The following is an 18,708-nucleotide window of genomic DNA, read 5'->3' as shown; positions in this document are numbered from 1 at the left end:
TGTCATCAGGATCGGGGCGAGCGAAGCCCCATTTGCTTTTGAGTGTAGGAAGGGGTACAGGTAACGTAAAATTCTAAAAACCGCACTCAGGTATTCGAAAATCAGATGGCCAGCTCCAAAGATATTTCGATGCGTCAACTACGCTACTTTGTGGCGGCTGCCACCACGGGCCGTTTCTCCCAAGCGGCATTGGATGTCCATGTTTCCCAGTCCGCGATTACCTCAGCAGTGGCTCAACTGGAGGAAAATCTGGGGGTCAATCTGTTTGAGCGACAGCCCTACGGGGTTGCTCTGACAGCAGAAGGACACCGGTTCCTGCAGCATGCCCGGCACATTCTCGATACATTGAATGACGCGCTCAAAGAACCCCTGTTTTTGAGCCATACCCAGGAAGGGGTGGTACGCGTAGGAGCCACTTATGCAGTGCTAGGGTATTTTCTGCCCAGCCTGCTGGCTCGCTTCAAGCGCAGCTATCCACAGGTGGATATTGATCTGGTCGACATGGATCGGCCCAGCATCGAGCAGGCTGTTCTGGAAGGACGCCTGGATCTTGGTCTGATCATTGTGTCCAACAGCGAGGCCATTGACCGTTTCGAGCATTATGTTCTGATCCGATCACGCCGCCAGCTCTGGCTGGCCAGTCACCACCCGCTGATGACCAAACCCGACATTACCCTCAAGGATGTGGCCGAGCATGCTTACATCCTCGGGACGGTCGAAGAGGGCGAAGCCTCGACCCAGCGCTATTGGCAGGCACGCGGTCTGGAACCAAGGGTCGCGTTTCGAACATCCTCCATGGAGTCTGTACGTGGCCTGGTTGCCCATGGATTTGGCGTGACCATCCTATCGGATATGGTGTTTCGTACCTGGTCGCTTGAAGGCAAGAAGATCGAGGTCCGCCCGCTCAATGATGCCGTTCCGCCTATGGAGCTCGGGCTGATCTGGAAGCCGGATACCGAACTGCCGACGGCGGCAGAAGCCTTTCGACAATTTCTCATTCAAGCCTGCGGAATGTAGAAGCAGCTTTTGCTGAATGGTCAAGTTGTCGTATAACCGTTGCAGACCTAAGCATAAGCACAACAGAAGAGAGGAGAACGCCTTGAGCTATACGGCCGCCATCAACCGATACGAATCCATGCCTTACCGCCGGGTAGGCAAGAGTGGTCTGGTCCTGCCTGCACTGTCCCTGGGCTTGTGGCACAACTTCGGTGACACCACACCGATTGAAAACCAGCGGGCCCTGTTGCGTACTGCGTTCGACTTTGGCATCAACCATTTCGATCTGGCCAATAACTACGGTCCTCCCTACGGCAGCGCCGAAACCAACTTCGGCCGAATCCTGCGAGAAGACTTCAAGCTCTATCGGGACGAGCTGATCATTTCCAGCAAAGCCGGCTGGGACATGTGGCCAGGGCCTTATGGACAGGGCGGCGGCTCACGCAAATACGTCCTGGCAAGCCTTGATCAGAGCTTGAAGCGTATGGGGCTGGATTACGTCGATATCTTTTATTCCCACCGCTTCGATGCCAACACACCACTTGAGGAAACCGCCAGTGCATTGGCTACGGCCGTGCAGCAGGGCAAGGCCCTGTACATTGGCATATCATCCTATTCGGCTGGCAAGACACGCGAGATGGCGGCACTGCTCAAGGAGTGGAAGGTTCCCCTTCTCATCCATCAGCCTTCCTACAACCTGTTCAATCGCTGGATCGAAAAAGACCTGCTGGACGCAACTGATGAGGTCGGTGCAGGCGTCATCGCATTTACACCGTTGGCCCAAGGCTTGCTGACCGGCAAATACCTCAATGGCGTACCGGAGGATGCACGGGTGAACCGCCCCGGCGGTGCCTCCTTGCGACCGGAGCACCTGTCCGATGACAACATCGCACGGGCGCGCGCACTGAACGAGATTGCCCAGCGTCGCGGTCAGAGTCTGGCTCAGCTTGCTCTGGCCTGGACGCTACGCGATCCGCGTGTCACCTCGGCTCTGATTGGGGCGAGTCGTCCGGAACAGTTGCAGGAAAATATCGGAGCCTTGAGCAATCTGTCCTTTAGCGCGGAGGAGCTGGCAGAAATCGATAAGTATGCAGTTGAAGGGGGAATCAATCTGTGGGAAAAACCCTCTACCGATAGCCCTATCTGATCGAGTGAAAGGGTATGGCCTCTTCAGGTCGTACCCTTTGGAGAAGTATATGCAACCCGCGTGGCCGCTCACCTTGTTTTACGATGGCGACTGTCCGCTGTGTGCCCGTGAGATTCGACATCTACGTCGACATGCTGACCCTGCACGTCTTTTATTTACAGACGTAGCTGATCCAACCTTCGAGGCACCGGCACCTGGCATGTCATCACAGCAATTCAGGGATCTGTTGCACGCCCGATTTGCTGACGGGCAATGGGTCAAGGGGCTGGATGCAACCTATTGGAGTTGGCGAGCGGCAGGGCTTGGCCGTTGGGCAGCACCTCTTGCCTGGAAGCCGCTGCGGCCGTTGTTTGATTTGGGTTATCGCCTGTTTTTGCGCGCTCGCCCGCAACTGACCTGGATTCCTCATCCGGAAGGCTCCAGGCGCTGTAAGGATGATCAATGTACGCTTCCTGAGAAACCGAACGCTACCCGCGATTAGTAGCTCTAACAGTTACCCTATAAAGTTTCTTAAAAGGAAATGACCAGCAGGTCATCTTTATTCCTTACCGTTTGGTTTGAGGGTCCGGGCAATCTTTGAACTTTTCCTATGCGTTCTGATGTCCCAATAGCATCACTGCCAAGGGAGTGGCCTTATTCATACAGCCCGCCCATGTCCCAGACAGGAGGGACCTTCACGCTGTTGGTGACGGGACTTTTCAACCAACGTTGGAAGAACGCGCATGAAAGCACTCTGTTGGCACGGGAAAAACGATATCCGCTACGACACCGTTCCGGACCCCAAGATCGAACACCCACGCGACGCTATTATTAAGACAACGAGCTGCGCCATTTGCGGCTCCGACCTTCACCTCTATGACCATTTCATTCCCGGCATGGAGTGCGGCGATGTCATGGGTCATGAGTTCATGGGAGAGGTGGTTGAGGTCGGCTCGGAAAACAAAGAGCTAAAGGTAGGCGATCGCATCGTCGTGCCATTCACCATTACCTGTGGCGAATGCGAGCAATGCAAACGCGGTAATTTCTCTGTCTGCGAGCGCTCGAATCGCCGTAAGGACTTGGGTGACAAAGTGTTTGGTCACTCCACAGCAGGCCTTTTTGGTTACTCGCACCTAACCGGCGGTTACGCAGGCGGGCAGGCCGAGTACGTACGTGTTCCGTTTGCAGATTCTACCCATGTAAAGGTTCCAAGCACGCTTACGGACGAACAGGTACTGTTCTTGGGCGATATTTTCCCCACGGGTTGGCAAGCTGCGGTGCAATGTGACATTCAGCCTACTGATACCGTAGCGGTCTGGGGGGCGGGTCCGGTGGGTCAGTTTTGTGTGCGCAGCGCCATACTGCTGGGCGCCAAGCAGGTCGTGATGATCGATAACGTGCCTGAACGACTGCTCATGGCAGAAGCGGGCGGGGCGATAACCATCAACTTCGACAAGGAGAGCGTGGTTGAGCGTCTGAACGAGCTTACCCGCGGTAAGGGTCCTGAAAAATGCATTGATGCCGTAGGCCTTGAGTCCCATGCGACGCGGTCGCTGGATGCCGTCTATGATCGGGTCAAGCAGGCGACCATGATGGAGAGTGATCGTCCTCATGTATTACGCGAGATGATCTATGTCTGTCGCCCGGCGGGCATTTTATCTATCCCGGGCGTTTACGGCGGATTGGTCGACAAGATTCCCATGGGGGCGCTCATGAATAAGGGGCTTACCATGCGCACCGGGCAAACGCACGTCAAACGTTGGACGGATGACCTGCTGCGCCGTATCGATGACGGACAGATCGACCCCTCATTCGTGATTACCCATACGGTAAGTCTCGACCAGGGCCCGGAAATGTATAAGACCTTCCGGGACAAACTCGACAACTGCATCAAGGTTGTTCTGAAACCTTGAGGGAGCCGGCTATGACCATGCTTGAGAAATTTTCATCCCCCCAGCGATCACTAGGCGCTTCAGACAAGTTGGCCCGTGGCCTCGGCTTTTACAGCCTGGGTCTTGGTCTCCTAGAGTTGGCTGCTCCACGGCTACTGACCCGCGCCTTGGGTATGGAAGGGTCGGAGAATATTGTTCGTGCCTATGGGGTGCGTGAGATTGTCAGTGGTGTCGGCGCGCTGAGTGACAATCCTGCACCTGCGCTCTGGAGCCGTGTAGCGGGTGATGCCTTGGATCTGGCTACACTGGCGACCGGTCTGAATGCCGATAATCCCAAGCGGGGAAACGTGAAAATCGCGATGGCTGTTGTGTTGGCTACCGCGTTGGTCGATGTCATGGCAACACGGGGCATCACGGAGCGCCACCACCGTCCACGACACATGCCTATACGTGATTACAGCAATCGATCCGGCTTTCCAAAGTCAATAAGCGACATGCGTGGTGCCGCAAGCGACTTTGAAACACCGGCTGATATGCGAGCCGATATCGGTAACGGTTATGCGCGTGCAGATACTGGCCACGCGTGATTAGAAACTAAAATGACAAGGCCTGCTTGAAAGTAGGCCTTGTCATTTCAGGCGAGGTGAGAGTGAGAAAATGCGTTGTTGTTGCCTATCTCATCAAGCAAGAACGCCTGAAGTTTTTCGAAGGGAAGAGGGCGACTGGGTAGAAACCCTTGAGCCAGGTCGCACTGGTTATCGATCAGAAAGGTAATCTGTTGCTGGGTTTCCACGCCCTCGGCAATGACTTTCAAATGCAATTTATGCCCCATGGCAATGATAGCTTCCGCCAGATCAAGGTCCCGCGCATTGTTGGGAATATCCTGAATGAACGAGCGGTCCACCTTGATAGCATCCAAGGGAAGCTGACTCAGATACGCCAGTGATGAGTAACCTGTACCAAAGTCGTCAATGGACAACCGCACGCCAAGCTCACGCAACTGCCTTAGCTGCCCGATAACCTGGTCAATGTTGGCCATTAGCGCGTTTTCGGTTACTTCAAGTTCGAGAAACTGGGGCTCCAGGCGTGCCTGACTCAAGGCTTCCTGAACGTTGGATACGAGCGTTTCACGCTCCAGGCTGCGTACACAGCAGTTGACCGCAACTCCAATCTTAAAGCCTTGCCGATGCAGTTTCTTGATATCACGACAGGCTCGGCGAATCACCCAACGGTCAATATCAGCAATAAACCCGTTTGCTGTCGCAATGTCGATAAAGTTACCGGGCAGCAGCAGGCCTTGTTCGGGGTGCTGCCAGCGCACCAATGCCTCTACATGACAAACCTTGCCGTTACTCAAGTCAAAGACGGGCTGGTAATACACGGTCAGATTATTACGACTCAATGCCTGTCGTAGTTCTTCCTCCATTTTTAGCTCAAGAGACGCTTTGCTCCTGAGCTGTTCCTGAAAGAAATACAGCATGTTGCGACCATTAGCCTTGGATTTGTACAAGGCCAGATCGGCATGCTTCATGAGATCTTCACCGGTCGTTGCATCCTGTGGGAATAGGCTGGCCCCAATGGATGTGGTTATGACCATTTTTCGACCGGCTAGGATAATGGGCTCTTTCATCTTTTGCAGGATGCGACGCCCCAACAGCTCGGCCTCATAATTCTCTTCAACGTTGGCAAGAATGCAGAATTCATCACCGCCTAGGCGTGCGATCAGGTCTCGCTCACGCAAGGCACTTTTCAGGCGCTGAGCCACAACACGCAACAGCTCATCACCGGCATCATGACCTAATGAATCATTGATCCGCTTGAAGTTATCCAGATCCAGAAACAGCAGGGCCATGGAAGTGCCTTGGGCCGCGTGTTCATCCAGCCGCATCTGGATTTCCTTGTTGAAGGAATAGCGATTGTGCAGGCCTGTAAGGGCATCGAAATGAGCGACGTTATGGAGTGAAGCCTGTGTGCTATCGAGTTCGTGGAGCAGGGCGTTGACCCGTTCAAGATCTCGACGCTGGCTTTCCAGCTTCTTTCCTGCCCATACCGCCACCAGGCTGCAACTGATAATAATCAGCGAAATAAATGCCGTCGCTATGCCTAGGTAAGGTGAGTGATTGTCAACGTGCGCACCAGGGTCAAACGTCGAGCCGGCGGGGAGGGTAAAGGTAACGGCCGCCATACCACTGAAATGCATGGAGATAATACCTGCACCCAGCGCCAGACTCGCCGCCAGTTTCAACTTGAGCGGAGCAGGGTTGTCCGGCTGGCGTAGCTTCAAGATCAACATCATCGATCCAAGGCTGGCCAACATCGATACCACAATAGAAAGCACGAATAGCCAGGGATCATAGTAGGCCGTCGCATCAGATTGCATGGCGGCCATACCGATGTAATGCATGGCTGTAACCCCCAAGCCAATACTGATCGCCGCGCCGATATATTGCTTGGCGGTAAGAGCAGGGCGACCAATCATGACCATGGCCAGCAAGGACGCCATGATAGCGATGACCAGCGAAAGGGCTGTAAGGCGATGGTCGTAATACACCGGGATCGGCATGACGAACGCCATCATGGCGAGGAAGTGCATCGACCAGATACCGCCGCCCAAACAAAAGGCACCGATCCAGCGCCACAGCATGCGCGTTCGGCGATCATCAGCGACCGCAACATCAGCAAGGCTCAGCGCGGTATAACCGGCAGCAGTTGCAATCAGATAGGAAAAGACAACCAATAGAGAAGTGTGGCTATGCTCGACAGGCGAAAGGCCGGATTGCTGAAGATCTGTGAGAAAATGAATACCTAACCAGTCCACGGCGAGCCACCTTTAAAGCTGAACGGCATTTGCCTATAAAAATGAGATCAATCTCACACAGCTTAGTTCTTTAACGGTTCGTTGGAAGCGGCACGAGACGGCTTTCGTAAGTACTTGTGTCTTCTATAAAATCCTATAAATAAGCTAATTTCCGATTACGTCCATAATCGGAAATTGATATACTAAGAAACCTGCCTTTTCAGTGTTATTTCGATGCTTTTCTCGTCTAAACCCCAGCCTTTATTTGATACTTATGCCAGTTTTCTTGGGCTTAACGCTACGTCTTATGAGGCAGAACATACGTCTATCCTGAATTACCTGAAACGGTTTGAGCCCGGTATTCCGGCTAAAGACGATTATTTTCATGTGCGTGAATTTTTGCGCTCTTATGCCGGCTGGGAAACAACATTCAAAGCCTATCGCACCCAAGTTGAACGTCTCCTTCTGTGGAGCTGGATCAAGGAAGGGAGGTCTATCCTTTCGCTCCGCCGCCAGGATGCCGAGGCGTTCCTGGCATTCAGTCAGGAGCCTGACGAGGACTGGGTGGGCACCTCTGTTCGTCGCCGCTTCATTCTGAAAGATGGCAGCATGGAGCCCAATCCGTTGTGGCGCCCCTTTGGGATTCAGGGTGACAAAGCCTCACGCAAGCTTGCTGTCGAAACAGGAGACGACGATGACACTACCCCAGAACGCTATGAAATGGCTCAGGGTACGCTCAAGCAAGTCTTTGCAATCTGCAGCTCATTCTATGATTACCTCAATGATCAGGACGTGTTGGTGGGTAATCCCTTTCGGGCAATCAAGCAAAAGAGCCGCTTCTTTCAAAAGAAAGCCAAGGCTGTCAGCGGCAAGGTCCTTGACCGCCTTCAATGGGAGTTCGTTATCGAAACAGCGGAATGGATGGCTGCAGAGGAGCCTGAAAAGCACGAGCGTACACTCTTTATCATAGCGACCCTGTTTTCACTCTACCTGCGAATCTCCGAACTTTCCGGGCGGCCCGGCTGGTCTCCCACCATGGACGCCTTTCAGAAAGATCCTGACGGCTCCTGGTGGTACGTTGCAATTGGCAAGGGCAACAAGGAACGTCGTATCTCGGTCAGTGATGACATGCTGGTCTATCTCAAGCGCTACCGGGCCTTCCGCAATCTGACGCCGCTGCCATACGCCGGAGATCCTGCGCCGCTACTGACTAAACACAGTGGACAAGGCGGTCTGACCGATCGGCAGATTCGCAACCTGGTACAGGAATGCTTTGACACGGCGCTGGTACGAATGAAACAGGAAGGTCGCAGCGAGGACGAAGTATCCAATCTGCGTGCAGCCAGCGCCCATTGGTTACGCCACACCAGCGCAACCTACGATGCACCAAGCAGACCACTCAAACACCTGCAGGAAGATCTTGGCCACGCCAAGGCGAGTACAACGCAAGACATTTACTACAACGCCATCAACCAGGAGCGAGCGGCGTCTGGTAAACAGCGGCGTTTAAAGGATCAATAAAGAAGTGAGCCATAAAAGGCTCAAAAAAGCTCATATGGGGTTTCGCAGCGTTCAAGGCGCTGCCCCATGGCTCCATATCCAGAATACATAACTTCGCATAATGTATATTATGTTAAATAATATATTAGCAAGCACTGACGCCTCTATCCCCTTCATGGGTTTTGGGTCTTAAACCTTCCCCTGGATAATGAACCTTCCTAAGCCTTGTCTTTTTCTTACTGCCTGATACAACTGCCCAACTGAAATTCACTTTGCGTGTTCAGTAAATCTTTTCTGCGTGCGTGCAGTTTCGATGTTGCGCCTTATCCTGTCACTCAAGGAAAGCCTGGTATGTTCAAACGATTTGCAGCAGATGCTTTGGGATTAAGCGACATCGGATCGATTATCAAACCAGCAGACTTCGACAAGGTCGATGCGGACGACTATCTCTTTCACGAGGACGGTGAAAAGATTTTCTTTCTGATCAAATCGAAAAAGGATGAATACTGCTTTACCAATCTGGCGTTGATTCATGTGGACGGCGAATCTGCGGTATCGTCCAAGCGCACTATCAAACGCTACGATTACCTCAGCGAGCGTATTCAGAGCGTCATGATTGAAACGGCCGGCACGGTGGATCTAGATGTCGAGCTGAAATTCGTCATAGGCGGCAAACCCTTCAGCATCGATATCAAAAAGACCTTTCTTGAACAGGTCAAAGACATCTACAAGTCTCTGATCGGGATCAGCAAGATTCAGCACCTGGAAGAACTCAAGCGTGCCAATGCCCTAAAAGTACTGGATGTAACGGCCTCCATGTACAAGATTGCTAACCCAGCATCGCCTGAACACATAACCCAGCAATACACAGGTACCTTGGACACGCTGAATACATTGATGCTGGAGACTTATATGACCCATGACTACAGCGCTGTATTCAGCAAGTATGTCCAGGCTTAAATATTCGCCAAGCAGCAATAGATAAAGTTTACATAAAAAGTAAAATGCGTAATGGGCGGCAGCTGTCACCGCCCTATTCTCCCGGACTGCCTTCAGCTACTGTCCATTCTTTTAAAGCTCTGTATTGCACGCCTCCCTGGCTGCTTTCCGATACAAACAAGGCAAAGCGCTCTACTGGCCACGCCAATGACGGTAGTCCACTTGGCCGACAGCGGCTTTTACGTGCAGCCGTCAGGTGTGGGATAAAGGGTCTGCGATCCAGCGGAACGCCCAAACTTTTCAGTCCCAGGTTTAGATCGTCAACCAGCGACACCAGCGGCACTGGCGTCTGGGATGCAATCATGCTGATAAGCCCCTGATGCCAACGCTCGACGCGATCAAGCACGACCGTACATGGCTCAAAGCGTATGTGATCGCCAAGAGCCATAAGCGCGTCTATCTGTTCTTCTGGAATTTCACCCAGAAAAGCCAGTGTCATGTGAAGATTTTCAGGAGGAACCAGGCGCCCATCCATGCCCTGCTCCTTTCGCCAGGCGACTACACGTGTAACCACAGAGGCTGGGCACGGCAATGCAAAAAACATACGCATGATGATGGAATCCCTATAGTCAGAGCGATCAAACACTCTGACCCGGGAGCGGAGGCCTTATTCCGGTTTTTTGTAGGCGACGCAATCCACTTCGACTTTGCAGTCAATCACCATGCTCGATACTACACAGGCGCGTGCAGGCGGATGCTCGCCAAAATATTCCTTGAAGATCCTGTTGAACGACATGAAGTCACGAGGATCATCCAGCCATACACCGCAACGCACCACATGTTCCGGGCCGTAGCCGGCTTCCTTGAGAATGGCCATGACGTTATCCAGGCATTGGCGCGTTTGAGTGACGATGCCGCCTTCGACCACTTCTCCATTGACCATAGGGGTCTGGCCCGAGACGTAGAGCCATCCATCAGCCTCAACAGCGCGCGCAAACGGCAGGTGCTGCCCGCCTGTCCCGCTACCACCCTCAACACCGTAACGTTTGATTGACATGTCATCCTCCTAATTAAAGTATGTGCGCAGGTCGCCTTGCCGGGAAAGGAAGCGACCGTTTCTATGGGGAGTCAGTTGTTTAGCTGAGTACGACAGGATTCCATTTACCCAGACCGCATCGATCCCCTCTGCGACAACCTTGGGCGTCTTGAAATCGGCGGCGGTATGTACAGTTTTGGGATCGAACAAGACCAGATCCGCCCAATAGCCTTCCTTGATTAATCCGCGCTTGTAGAGCCCAAAACGGGCCGCTGAAAGCCCGGTCATCTTGTGTACCGCGGCATGTAGGGGAAACAGGGCCACGTCGCGACTGTAATGTCCCAGCACTCGCGGAAAGGCGCCCCACAAGCGAGGGTGCGGGAATGGGTCTTCGGGTAGGCCGTCCGACCCGATCATTGATAGCGGATGAGCCAGAATGCGCCTCACATCGTTTTCATCCATCCCGTAATACACTGCCCCGGCCGGTTGCAGGCGTTTGGCAGCATCCAGTAGCGATACGCCCCACTCCTCTGCAATGTCGTTCAGGTCGCGGCCGCTCACGTCAGGATAGGGTGTAGACCAGGTAATGGTGATGCGAAAATCAGCTGTTACCTGCTTGAGATCCAGCGTTGAGGAACTGGCCGAATAAGGATAGCAATCACACCCAACTGGATGATCCCGTGCAGCTTGCTCCAGCGCCGCAAGAAGCTGTGGACTACGTCCCCAATTGCCTGCACCGGCACATTTGAGGTGCGAGACGATAACGGGCGCCTTCGCATGACGACCGATACGAAACGCTTCGTCCAAGGCCTCTAGTACAGGCTCGAATTCGCTACGCAAATGTGTGGTGTATACCGCTCCGTAGGCGTCCAGCTCTGAGGCCAGTTCCATTACTTCGTCGGTACTTGCGTCATAGGCCGAGGCATAAGCGAGCCCTGTGGAAAGCCCCAGCGCACCTTGCTCCAGACTCTCACGCAATTGAGCCCGCATGGCAGCAATTTCATCAGGCGTTGCCGTACGATAAAGGTTATCCATATGGTTGCTGCGCAGTGCTGTATGCCCAACGAGGGCAGCAACGTTTACCCCCGGATGCGCCTGTTCGACGGCTGACTTGTAATCGGCGAACGTCGGATAAGCAAAGGCCGCTGCTGGCCCCAACAGGTTCATGGGATCTGGCGGCTCGCCTTTCAAGCTGACGGGAGAAGCGCTGATGCCACAATTACCTACGATAACAGTCGTTACACCCTGGCTTAGCTTGGGCAGCATCTCCGGCTGACGAATCACCACGGTATCGTCATGGGTATGAACATCAATGAAGCCCGGTGAAAGCACCCTCCCCGCGGCGTCAACTTCATGGGTTGCCGTTGCCCCACTTATGCATCCTATCTGTTCTATTCGGCCGTTCTGTATAGCGATATCCGCCTGATAACCCGGCGAGTTGCTGCCATCGATCACCTGTGCATTGCGGATAAGAGCATCGTAGGTTGGCATTGTCAGTCTCCCAGCGGCAATCGCTCATCGCCGCCACGGTAGTCGTCCATGGCGAGCTTGATGCGCCGCAAGCGTTCCTGATTCGCTTCAGGTGCGCTCAATGCCAGCTCAGTAGCCAGAATATCCACGGCAAGCATCATTCCGTAGCGGGCGGCGGTAGGTTTATAGATAAAGTCTGTTTCAGCCAGAAACAGCGGCAGTACGACATCAGCCAGTTGGGCAACCAGCGATGTTTCGGGTGCGATGGCCAGAATGCGAGCGCCGTACCCCTTGGCCAGCTGCAACGACTCGACAAGTTCGGGGGTTATGCCCGTCATCGAGCAGGCAATCACTACCTGATCCTGGCCCAACGTGGCAGCCGTCAGGCGCATCAGGACCGGATCGTGATAAGCCGCGATGGGGTATCCCAGCCGAACCAGCCGGTACTGCAGTTCATCCGAAAAGATCGTAGAGCAACCGCCCATACCAAAGGCGTAAACCATGCGCGCCTCATGAACAAGTGCAACCGCCCGTGCAAAGGTTTGCTCATCGAAACGGGCCAGATGCTGGCGAAGCGTTGCTTCGATGTCACTGACGATATTGCCAAAGAATGCAGAATGCTCCGGTGCGTGTGTTCGGCCCAGAAACCGCGCTCCAACACCGCTGGCCTGAGCCAGCTGCAAGCGCAGGTCCCGCAGGTCCTTGCACCCTGCGCTGCGGGCAAAGCGGGACAAGGTCGCACTACTGACCTCAGCCCGTGTCGCCAGCTCGTCCAGGCTGGCGCTGGCTGCGAACGGCACATCCTCCAGGATCAGGCGAGCGATACGTTGTTCGCCTGCACTCATATGCTCAAGACGTGCGCGGATTTGATACAGAATATCCATTACAGTACAGCCGCCAACGCTAATGTCAGAAGAAAGGCGATGATGGAAATCAAGGTTTCCAATACGGTCCACGTCTTGAACGTCTGGGTTACCGTCATGTTGAAATACTCCTTGATCAACCAGAACCCGCCGTCATTTACATGGGAAAAGATGACCGACCCTGCCCCGGTAGCCAAAACCAGCAGTTCAGGGTGTGGATAGCCTAACCCTAACGCAACAGGCGCGACGATGCCTGAAGCCGTGGTCATGGCGACCGTGGCCGAGCCGGTGGCAATGCGCATCAGCGCAGCAAAAAGCCACCCCATCATCAGGGGTGACAGGTTGAATTCCCGGGCCAGTCCAACGATCTCAGTGGTTACACCGGCATCGATAAGGATTCGGTTGAGCCCTCCACCAGCGCCTACCAGTAATGTGATCGTGGCCGTTGGAGCCAGGCACTCATTGGTAAATTTCAGGATCGCATCGCGGTTGAAGCCTTGAGCCAGCCCTAACGTCCAAAAACTCACCAATGTGGCAACCAGCAGTGCAATCACGGAGTTGCCGATAAATTGCAGAAACTGATTGAAGACGCTGCCCGGCGTTGAAATCAGGTTGGCCCAGCCACCCATCAACATCAGCACAACGGGCAGGATAATCGTACCGATTGTGACGCCAAAACCAGGCAGCTGTTTACGAGGCTCACGCTCGGTAAACTGCTCGGCCAGTGGGTTTTCGGCAGGTAACTGAATCTTTGGAACGATGAACCTGGCGTAGACCGGTCCGGCAAGAATAGCCGTCGGAATACCTACGAGAACCGCATAGAAGAGCGTCTGCCCTACCGAGGCATGATAGGACTGCACGGCCAGCATGGCAGCAGGATGCGGCGGAACGAGCGCATGCACAACCGACAACCCCGCTACCATGGGCAGGCCTACCATCAGGATAGAGACACCTATACGGCGGGCCACGGTAAAGGCGATAGGAACCAGCAGCACGAAGCCCACTTCAAAAAACAGGGGCAGCCCCACGAGAAAGGCAATGCAGACCATCGCCCAATGGGCATTGCGCTCGCCGAACCTGGCAATCAGGGTACGAGCGACCTGCTCTGCGCCACCTGACTCGGCCATCATCTTGCCGAGCATGGTGCCCAATGCCACGACCAGGGCGATATGCCCAAGCGTCTTACCGACGCCGGCCTCATAAGAAGCAACAATCGTATTGGCTGGCATACCGGCGACCAGAGCCAGTCCTACCGATACCAGGGTAATCACGATAAAGGGATTCAACCGATACCGCGCAATCAAGACAATCAACGCAATGATGGCCACTACGGCATAGATCAGAAGCCAGAACCCGGTAGAAGGCGTCATCGAGCATTCCTCGTGCCTGAATCCGTCCATGGCTGGACGGCATAACGTCATTGTTAGAAATAAGTAGCGACGGCTCCGGTGACACGGTATTGCTCATCTACCAGGAGGAGCTGCTTCCATTTATCGAACGTGAGACATGGATGAGAAATATCGAAACACAGCATGTCCCCTACCTGCAGACTCGCCTCGGGTGGTACGTCCATAAAGGCATGCTGATCCATCATGGCGCTGATCTTCCAGGCTGCAGGCGCCTCCATTGGAGAGGCGGAATGACCGGGCCGAAAATGCAGCGTGGGAACAGGGAAACCGGCATCGAACGCCGCATCACGCTTGCCCAGTGCAATGATGGCGCGGCCCGGCTCGGGTCGTGATTGCACATAGGCCCAAAGTTGCAACGCTGGCAGAAGGCTGCGCTGCATTTCCTGTGCAACAGGGTTATTGGCTTGAATACGTGCCTCGGCCGCTTTGTAGATACCTACGTCATGGGTGAGATAGCAGCCGGGGCGTAACACAATATCCAAAGGCAGCCCCGTCTGAGGAAGCGCAAACTCCTCGGCAACCAGATCGAACCAGGCAGACCCAGCGCCTGACAGAATAATGCGAGGCTCGGCAAACCCGCTTTCATCAGCTATGACACGCGTCCTTGCTACGGTTTGCTTAAGAAAATCACGGATTTCGGCCTCCTCTTTCAGGACCCCCTCGTAGACCTCAACCCCTACCAGGGCCAATGCGTGTGGCCAGTGTGAAATGGCGTCTCGCACTGCCTTTTCCTGCTCCTCATTACGCACCCCAGTTCGCCCACCTGATACGCCGTATTCGAGTAGAACCCTGAGACGCTGACCTCTCCCGCTGAAGTAACGCCCCAGGCTTTCGACGTTCTGAGGGGAATCAACTACACAGCAAAAGCTGAAACCGGGATCGGCCTCTTGCAGGTCGGCAATCAGGGCCATATTGGCTTGGCCAACCAGCTGATTGGCCATTAGCACACGCCGTATCCCGTGGGTAAACGCTACGCGAACCTGTGGTGCAGTGGCGAGCGTAATACCCCAGGCCCCCGCCTCCATTTGCCGCTTGAACAATGCCGGGCTCATGGTGGTTTTACCATGCGGCGCAAGCCGTACGCCGTATCGCTCCATGAACTGCTTCATCCACTGCAGGTTATGCTCGATACGCTGTTCCCGCAGTACCGCAACAGGCAGACTCACGTCCTCCTTCAAGATATCCCACCCCGAGGCGGCAACTTCTTGGGTGGAGACAGTACCCGCTAACGAACCGAGACCTTTTCCGAGTCCATCGACTTGTTCAGATGCAGCATGGTGAAGCTTCACGGCGATTCCCCTGCCTGGCTTTTTGAAAGCAAAATACACCGAAGCGAGGTTTTATCAATTGATTATGAAAACTAATTTCATAAGCAGAAGACCTGATGCCGTTATTGGATAAAAATAGGTCGTATTTAGGGAGAGATTGTGCTTTTGGCAGGGCATGTAGAGACAATGGGCTCGTCTGTCATGACTTTGTGAGCAAAGCTCAATGCATCCTTTTGAGAGACCAGCCAAGCCCCTGAATGGCCTTCGCCCTTATATACATGAGCCTCAATTGTCGTACCGGCATTGCAGGCCTCCCGAACCAGTAGCTGCTGCCCCTCTGGGCGAACATCCCGGTCCGCATCGCCGGTTCCGACAAACAAGGGCTGGTCCAGCTTCAAGGTATTGAAGCGATATTGAGGCAAAAGAATTTTGGCCATCGTCTTTACCGCCTCGGGTTGAACCGTATTAGCCTGAGTGAGGCCCGCCTGCATGACCTCTCGTGCCAAGGTGCCCACACACAAGCGGGCGGCCTTTTCGAATAACGGCATGGCTTTTGGCGTAAACAGCGTCGAAGCATCGGTTACTGGCTGCCTCTGATGGGCAACCAGCGCTACGTAAAACATATAGGCAATGCCGGGATCCACTTGGTTAGGATCTACCCCCGAGACGGTCATCGTTCTTTCCGTCAGATACGGTATACCTGTGACTATCGTGCCCTTGATATCCAGCTCCGGCGCATACTCCTTGGCAAATCCGGCCGTCGCAAAGGCCGCCCCGCCCCCTTGGGACTGTCCCGCCACGATCACCTTGTTGGCGATGGGATATCGTCCATCCGTAACGGCGCGGATACTATCGAGCACACCGTAAGCCTCGGAGCGCTTGGTCAGGTAGGGATGCAAACCGGGCGTGCCAAGCCCCTCATAATCCGTCGCGACAATGGCGTAACCCTGCTTAAGCCAGCGATTCAAGTAATCTTTGTAAACGGTTGGTGCTTCATTCCAGGACGGCGCGCAGACATCGGCCACGCCTACCGTTCCATGAGCCCACGCAAGCAACGGCCACCCTCCCTCAGGCGGTTGCCCTTTGGGAACGAACAACTGACCAGAGACCGTAATGGGCGAGCTGTCCAGACCGCTTACTGACGTGTAAAGAATACGAAACTGCCCTTCTGCATCCTCCAACCGATTTTGTGGGGGAAGTGGCTCACTGCGCAGCAACTCACCTGCAGCGGTTGGAATTGGTTTATCCCACCGATAGAACGTTGAAACGCCACCGTCCCCCGAATCCCAGGATTCCTGAGCCTTGGCTGACTCTATTCCCATTAGTAACAACTGGGCACTGACCAGCAGAGTTGCTTTGAGCAGTCCTCTACGTTCATGAACAGGTCTTGCTCTGAATGACATCGTACTGTCTCTCCGCAGAGTTTATGGGACGGCTTTTATGCAAGACAGCGACGACGACTCATGGTTTGATCAATGCTCTTTTGACCTGCTGCGCCGTACCAGAAATAGGAGTGCGAAGACTCGCACAGTTAAAAAACCGAAGACCGTCTATCCTGTTTTTGCTTGTCGTACCGCTTCGCTTGGAATACTGTATATCCAAACAGGAAAAGGACTGAGGTTGCATTATGTCGCTTGATCAAGCGGAAATGACAGTTAAGCAAGACCTGGAATGTGCTCTGGCATCGCTGGACATGCAGCGTGACGATTTTCTCGAACTGGCGCGCGGCATCAGACAGAAAATCTCGGAAGAGACTGAGGAAGCCGTTGAGCTGGAAGCCAATCTTGGCTGATTGCTCTTGAGTTAAACGGTACTTTCCCCGCTGCGGCTGCACCTGATCAGCCGCACGCTAATCTCCTGATTAAAGCTTTTTGCTATATCTATAGCGCCGGAAGCTATTTTATTAGCCCACTTGTGTAATCTTATAGTTCTAGATCCTTACATTATGGAATAAGAACATGAGAACCGCTCTGCGTCGTTATTTCACGTTTGCAAGCATGGCTCTGGCACTCGGTATCTCCGTTAATGCCCATGCAGAAGACCTGTTAAAGGAAGTCAAGCAGCGCGGTACGCTGGTGATTGGGCTTGAAGGTACTTACCCTCCTTTCAGTTACCAGGATGAAAACGGCAAGCTGACCGGTTTTGAAGTCGAGTTTGCCCAGGCGCTGGCCAAGGAAATGGGCGTACAGCCAAAAATCCAGCCGGGCAAATGGGATGGTTTATTGGCCGCGTTGGATTCCAGGCGTCTGGATGTGGTGATCAATCAGGTCACCATTAGCGAAGAGCGCAAGAAAAAATATGATTTTTCGACGCCCTATACGGTCTCCGGTGTCCAGGCAATGACTCGCAAGAACGAGCAGGACACCATCAAGAAGCCGGAAGACTTGGCCAACAAGAAGGTGGGTGTTGGTCTTGGTACCAATTATGAGCAATGGCTCAAGGAAAACGTACCACAGGCTGATGTTCGCACTTATGAAGACGACCCAACCAAGTTTCAGGACCTGCGTGTAGGTCGGATCGATGCCGTTCTGGTAGACCGACTGGCCGCCTTTGAAATGGCTGCCAAAACCGGCAACCAGTTTGTACCGGCAGGCGAACCGTTCAATCGTCAGGAGTCGGGCGTGGCCGAGCGCAAGGGAAATCCCGAATTCCATGCCGCCATCGACCAGGCCATTGCCAAGATGAAAGCTGATGGCACGCTGGCCAAGCTCTCACAGAAGTGGTTCAAGGCTGACGTCACTCAATGAGCGAATCCAGCCTTCAACTGATACTGGATTCGCTTCCGTTTCTGCTCAAAGGTGCTGTCTGGACTGTACTACTCAGTCTGGGCGGCATGTTTTTCGGGCTGGTGCTGGGGTTCTTTCTGGCACTGATGCGGCTTAGCCAAAACATGGTAGTGCGCGCAGTAGCGCGGGTATACGTGTCCTTCTTTCGAGGCACCCCACTGCTCGTGCAGCTGTTCATGATCTATTACGGCTTGCCTGAGCTGGGCATTCAGCTAGATCCTCTGCCCGCTGCGCTCGTGGGTTTTTCGCTGAATATGGCCGCTTACATCTGTGAGATTCTGAGGGCAGCCATTGCCTCGATTGACCGAGGACAATGGGAGGCGGCTGCCAGCATTGGCATGACACGGGCACAGACACTGCGTAGGACCATCCTTCCTCAAGCAGCCCGTACGGCGCTCCCACCTTTAGGTAACAGCTTCATTTCGCTGGTAAAGGATACCTCTCTTGCGGCTACCATTCAGGTCCCAGAGATGTTTCGCCAAGCGCAGCTCATTACGGCGCGTACCTTTGAAATCTTCAGCATGTATCTAACGGCAGCATTGATCTACTGGGTTCTGGCCAGCACCCTGGCGGCGTTGCAGAACACGCTGGAAAATCGGGTAAACCGGCATGATCAGGAGCGTTGA

General features: G+C 54.0%; 18 protein-coding genes. 10 read left to right on the top strand and 8 right to left on the bottom strand.

Going from position 1 to position 18,708, the window contains the following annotated elements:
* Positions 1–105 precede the first annotated feature (105 nt).
* The 5 genes from JQR86_RS09440 to JQR86_RS09420 all read left to right on the top strand — a co-directional run bounded on the left by JQR86_RS09440 (position 106) and on the right by JQR86_RS09420 (position 4,601).
* A complete protein-coding gene (locus JQR86_RS09440; RefSeq protein ID WP_019364172.1) occupies positions 106–1,017 on the top strand; it encodes a LysR substrate-binding domain-containing protein in 912 nt (303 codons plus the stop codon).
* An 82-nt stretch (positions 1,018–1,099) separates the two neighbouring features.
* Complete coding sequence (mgrA, locus tag JQR86_RS09435; RefSeq protein ID WP_019364171.1) at positions 1,100–2,143, top strand: L-glyceraldehyde 3-phosphate reductase; 1,044 nt, start codon at positions 1,100–1,102, stop codon at positions 2,141–2,143.
* Between the two features lie 49 nt (positions 2,144–2,192).
* Positions 2,193–2,624, top strand: a complete 432-nt coding sequence (locus JQR86_RS09430; RefSeq protein WP_239380877.1) for a thiol-disulfide oxidoreductase DCC family protein — start codon at positions 2,193–2,195, stop codon at positions 2,622–2,624.
* A gap of 241 nt (positions 2,625–2,865) precedes the next feature.
* The gene (locus JQR86_RS09425; protein WP_010798320.1) at positions 2,866–4,035 is read left to right on the top strand and encodes a zinc-dependent alcohol dehydrogenase; all 1,170 of its coding nucleotides are present in this window, start codon (positions 2,866–2,868) and stop codon (positions 4,033–4,035) included.
* Between the two features lie 11 nt (positions 4,036–4,046).
* Positions 4,047–4,601, top strand: a complete 555-nt coding sequence (locus JQR86_RS09420) for a hypothetical protein (RefSeq protein WP_150347385.1) — start codon at positions 4,047–4,049, stop codon at positions 4,599–4,601.
* Between the two features lie 47 nt (positions 4,602–4,648).
* Here JQR86_RS09420 and JQR86_RS09415 read toward each other — a convergent pair whose 3' ends face one another.
* Positions 4,649–6,832 carry a putative bifunctional diguanylate cyclase/phosphodiesterase gene (locus JQR86_RS09415; RefSeq protein ID WP_434154768.1) on the bottom strand — a complete coding sequence of 728 codons (2,184 nt, stop codon included), beginning with the start codon at positions 6,830–6,832 and terminating at the stop codon, positions 4,649–4,651.
* Between the two features lie 213 nt (positions 6,833–7,045).
* Between JQR86_RS09415 and JQR86_RS09410 the strand changes: the two genes are divergently transcribed.
* A complete protein-coding gene (locus tag JQR86_RS09410; protein ID WP_150347383.1) occupies positions 7,046–8,332 on the top strand; it encodes a tyrosine-type recombinase/integrase in 1,287 nt (428 codons plus the stop codon).
* 330 nt (positions 8,333–8,662) lie between these two features.
* Positions 8,663–9,271 (top strand): PH domain-containing protein, encoded by a 609-nt coding sequence (locus JQR86_RS09405; protein WP_010798324.1) that lies wholly within the window; start codon positions 8,663–8,665, stop codon positions 9,269–9,271.
* A 73-nt stretch (positions 9,272–9,344) separates the two neighbouring features.
* On the opposite strand, the gene thpR is transcribed toward JQR86_RS09405, so the two are convergent.
* From thpR to JQR86_RS09370, 7 genes are all read right to left on the bottom strand, one after another.
* Entirely contained in the window at positions 9,345–9,860 is a 516-nt protein-coding gene (thpR, locus tag JQR86_RS09400) for an RNA 2',3'-cyclic phosphodiesterase (protein WP_434154765.1), read from the bottom strand.
* A gap of 57 nt (positions 9,861–9,917) precedes the next feature.
* Positions 9,918–10,307, bottom strand: a complete 390-nt coding sequence (locus JQR86_RS09395; protein WP_010798326.1) for a RidA family protein — start codon at positions 10,305–10,307, stop codon at positions 9,918–9,920.
* A gap of 9 nt (positions 10,308–10,316) precedes the next feature.
* Complete coding sequence (locus JQR86_RS09390; protein ID WP_434154764.1) at positions 10,317–11,777, bottom strand: N-acyl-D-amino-acid deacylase family protein; 1,461 nt, start codon at positions 11,775–11,777, stop codon at positions 10,317–10,319.
* Positions 11,778–11,779: 2 nt separating this feature from the next.
* Positions 11,780–12,640: a MurR/RpiR family transcriptional regulator gene (locus JQR86_RS09385; protein ID WP_010798328.1), complete on the bottom strand. Its 861-nt coding sequence runs from the start codon at positions 12,638–12,640 to the stop codon at positions 11,780–11,782.
* Complete coding sequence (locus JQR86_RS09380) at positions 12,640–13,989, bottom strand: gluconate:H+ symporter (protein ID WP_434154762.1); 1,350 nt, start codon at positions 13,987–13,989, stop codon at positions 12,640–12,642. The genes JQR86_RS09385 and JQR86_RS09380 overlap by 1 nt, the downstream gene beginning before the upstream one ends.
* Positions 13,990–14,042: 53 nt before the next feature.
* Positions 14,043–15,194 carry an amino acid deaminase gene (locus JQR86_RS09375; RefSeq protein WP_434154862.1) on the bottom strand — a complete coding sequence of 384 codons (1,152 nt, stop codon included), beginning with the start codon at positions 15,192–15,194 and terminating at the stop codon, positions 14,043–14,045.
* A gap of 248 nt (positions 15,195–15,442) precedes the next feature.
* On the bottom strand, positions 15,443–16,699 hold the full coding sequence (locus tag JQR86_RS09370; RefSeq protein ID WP_434154761.1) for an alpha/beta fold hydrolase: 1,257 nt from the start codon (positions 16,697–16,699) through the stop codon (positions 15,443–15,445).
* Between the two features lie 224 nt (positions 16,700–16,923).
* On the opposite strand from JQR86_RS09370, the gene JQR86_RS09365 reads away from it, so the two are divergent.
* The 3 genes from JQR86_RS09365 to tcyL all read left to right on the top strand — a co-directional run bounded on the left by JQR86_RS09365 (position 16,924) and on the right by tcyL (position 18,708).
* Complete coding sequence (locus JQR86_RS09365; protein ID WP_010798332.1) at positions 16,924–17,088, top strand: hypothetical protein; 165 nt, start codon at positions 16,924–16,926, stop codon at positions 17,086–17,088.
* 166 nt (positions 17,089–17,254) lie between these two features.
* Positions 17,255–18,043 (top strand): cystine ABC transporter substrate-binding protein, encoded by a 789-nt coding sequence (tcyJ, locus tag JQR86_RS09360; RefSeq protein WP_434154759.1) that lies wholly within the window; start codon positions 17,255–17,257, stop codon positions 18,041–18,043.
* Entirely contained in the window at positions 18,040–18,708 is a 669-nt protein-coding gene (gene tcyL / locus JQR86_RS09355; protein ID WP_010798334.1) for a cystine ABC transporter permease, read from the top strand. The genes tcyJ and tcyL overlap by 4 nt, the downstream gene beginning before the upstream one ends.

This window comes from Pseudomonas sp. JZ134, assembly GCF_051027695.1.
Taxonomy (GTDB): domain Bacteria; phylum Pseudomonadota; class Gammaproteobacteria; order Pseudomonadales; family Pseudomonadaceae; genus Chryseomonas; species Chryseomonas luteola.
Note: the sequence above shows the minus strand (reverse complement) of the source record. Positions and strands in the feature narration are given on the sequence as shown.

Excerpts from the sequence above, each read along its gene's own strand:
- JQR86_RS09440 (WP_019364172.1), top strand. The coding sequence starts at position 106 with ATGGCCAGCTCCAAAGATATTTCGATGCGTCAACTACGCTACTTTGTG.
- JQR86_RS09430 (WP_239380877.1), top strand. The coding sequence starts at position 2,193 with ATGCAACCCGCGTGGCCGCTCACCTTGTTTTACGATGGCGACTGTCCG.
- JQR86_RS09425 (WP_010798320.1), top strand. The coding sequence starts at position 2,866 with ATGAAAGCACTCTGTTGGCACGGGAAAAACGATATCCGCTACGACACC.
- JQR86_RS09420 (WP_150347385.1), top strand. The coding sequence starts at position 4,047 with ATGACCATGCTTGAGAAATTTTCATCCCCCCAGCGATCACTAGGCGCT.
- JQR86_RS09410 (WP_150347383.1), top strand. The coding sequence starts at position 7,046 with ATGCTTTTCTCGTCTAAACCCCAGCCTTTATTTGATACTTATGCCAGT.
- JQR86_RS09405 (WP_010798324.1), top strand. The coding sequence starts at position 8,663 with ATGTTCAAACGATTTGCAGCAGATGCTTTGGGATTAAGCGACATCGGA.
- thpR (WP_434154765.1), bottom strand. The coding sequence starts at position 9,860 with ATGCGTATGTTTTTTGCATTGCCGTGCCCAGCCTCTGTGGTTACACGT.
- JQR86_RS09395 (WP_010798326.1), bottom strand. The coding sequence starts at position 10,307 with ATGTCAATCAAACGTTACGGTGTTGAGGGTGGTAGCGGGACAGGCGGG.
- JQR86_RS09390 (WP_434154764.1), bottom strand. The coding sequence starts at position 11,777 with ATGCCAACCTACGATGCTCTTATCCGCAATGCACAGGTGATCGATGGC.
- JQR86_RS09385 (WP_010798328.1), bottom strand. The coding sequence starts at position 12,640 with ATGGATATTCTGTATCAAATCCGCGCACGTCTTGAGCATATGAGTGCA.
- JQR86_RS09380 (WP_434154762.1), bottom strand. The coding sequence starts at position 13,989 with ATGACGCCTTCTACCGGGTTCTGGCTTCTGATCTATGCCGTAGTGGCC.
- JQR86_RS09370 (WP_434154761.1), bottom strand. The coding sequence starts at position 16,699 with ATGTCATTCAGAGCAAGACCTGTTCATGAACGTAGAGGACTGCTCAAA.
- JQR86_RS09365 (WP_010798332.1), top strand. The coding sequence starts at position 16,924 with ATGTCGCTTGATCAAGCGGAAATGACAGTTAAGCAAGACCTGGAATGT.
- tcyJ (WP_434154759.1), top strand. The coding sequence starts at position 17,255 with ATGAGAACCGCTCTGCGTCGTTATTTCACGTTTGCAAGCATGGCTCTG.
- tcyL (WP_010798334.1), top strand. The coding sequence starts at position 18,040 with ATGAGCGAATCCAGCCTTCAACTGATACTGGATTCGCTTCCGTTTCTG.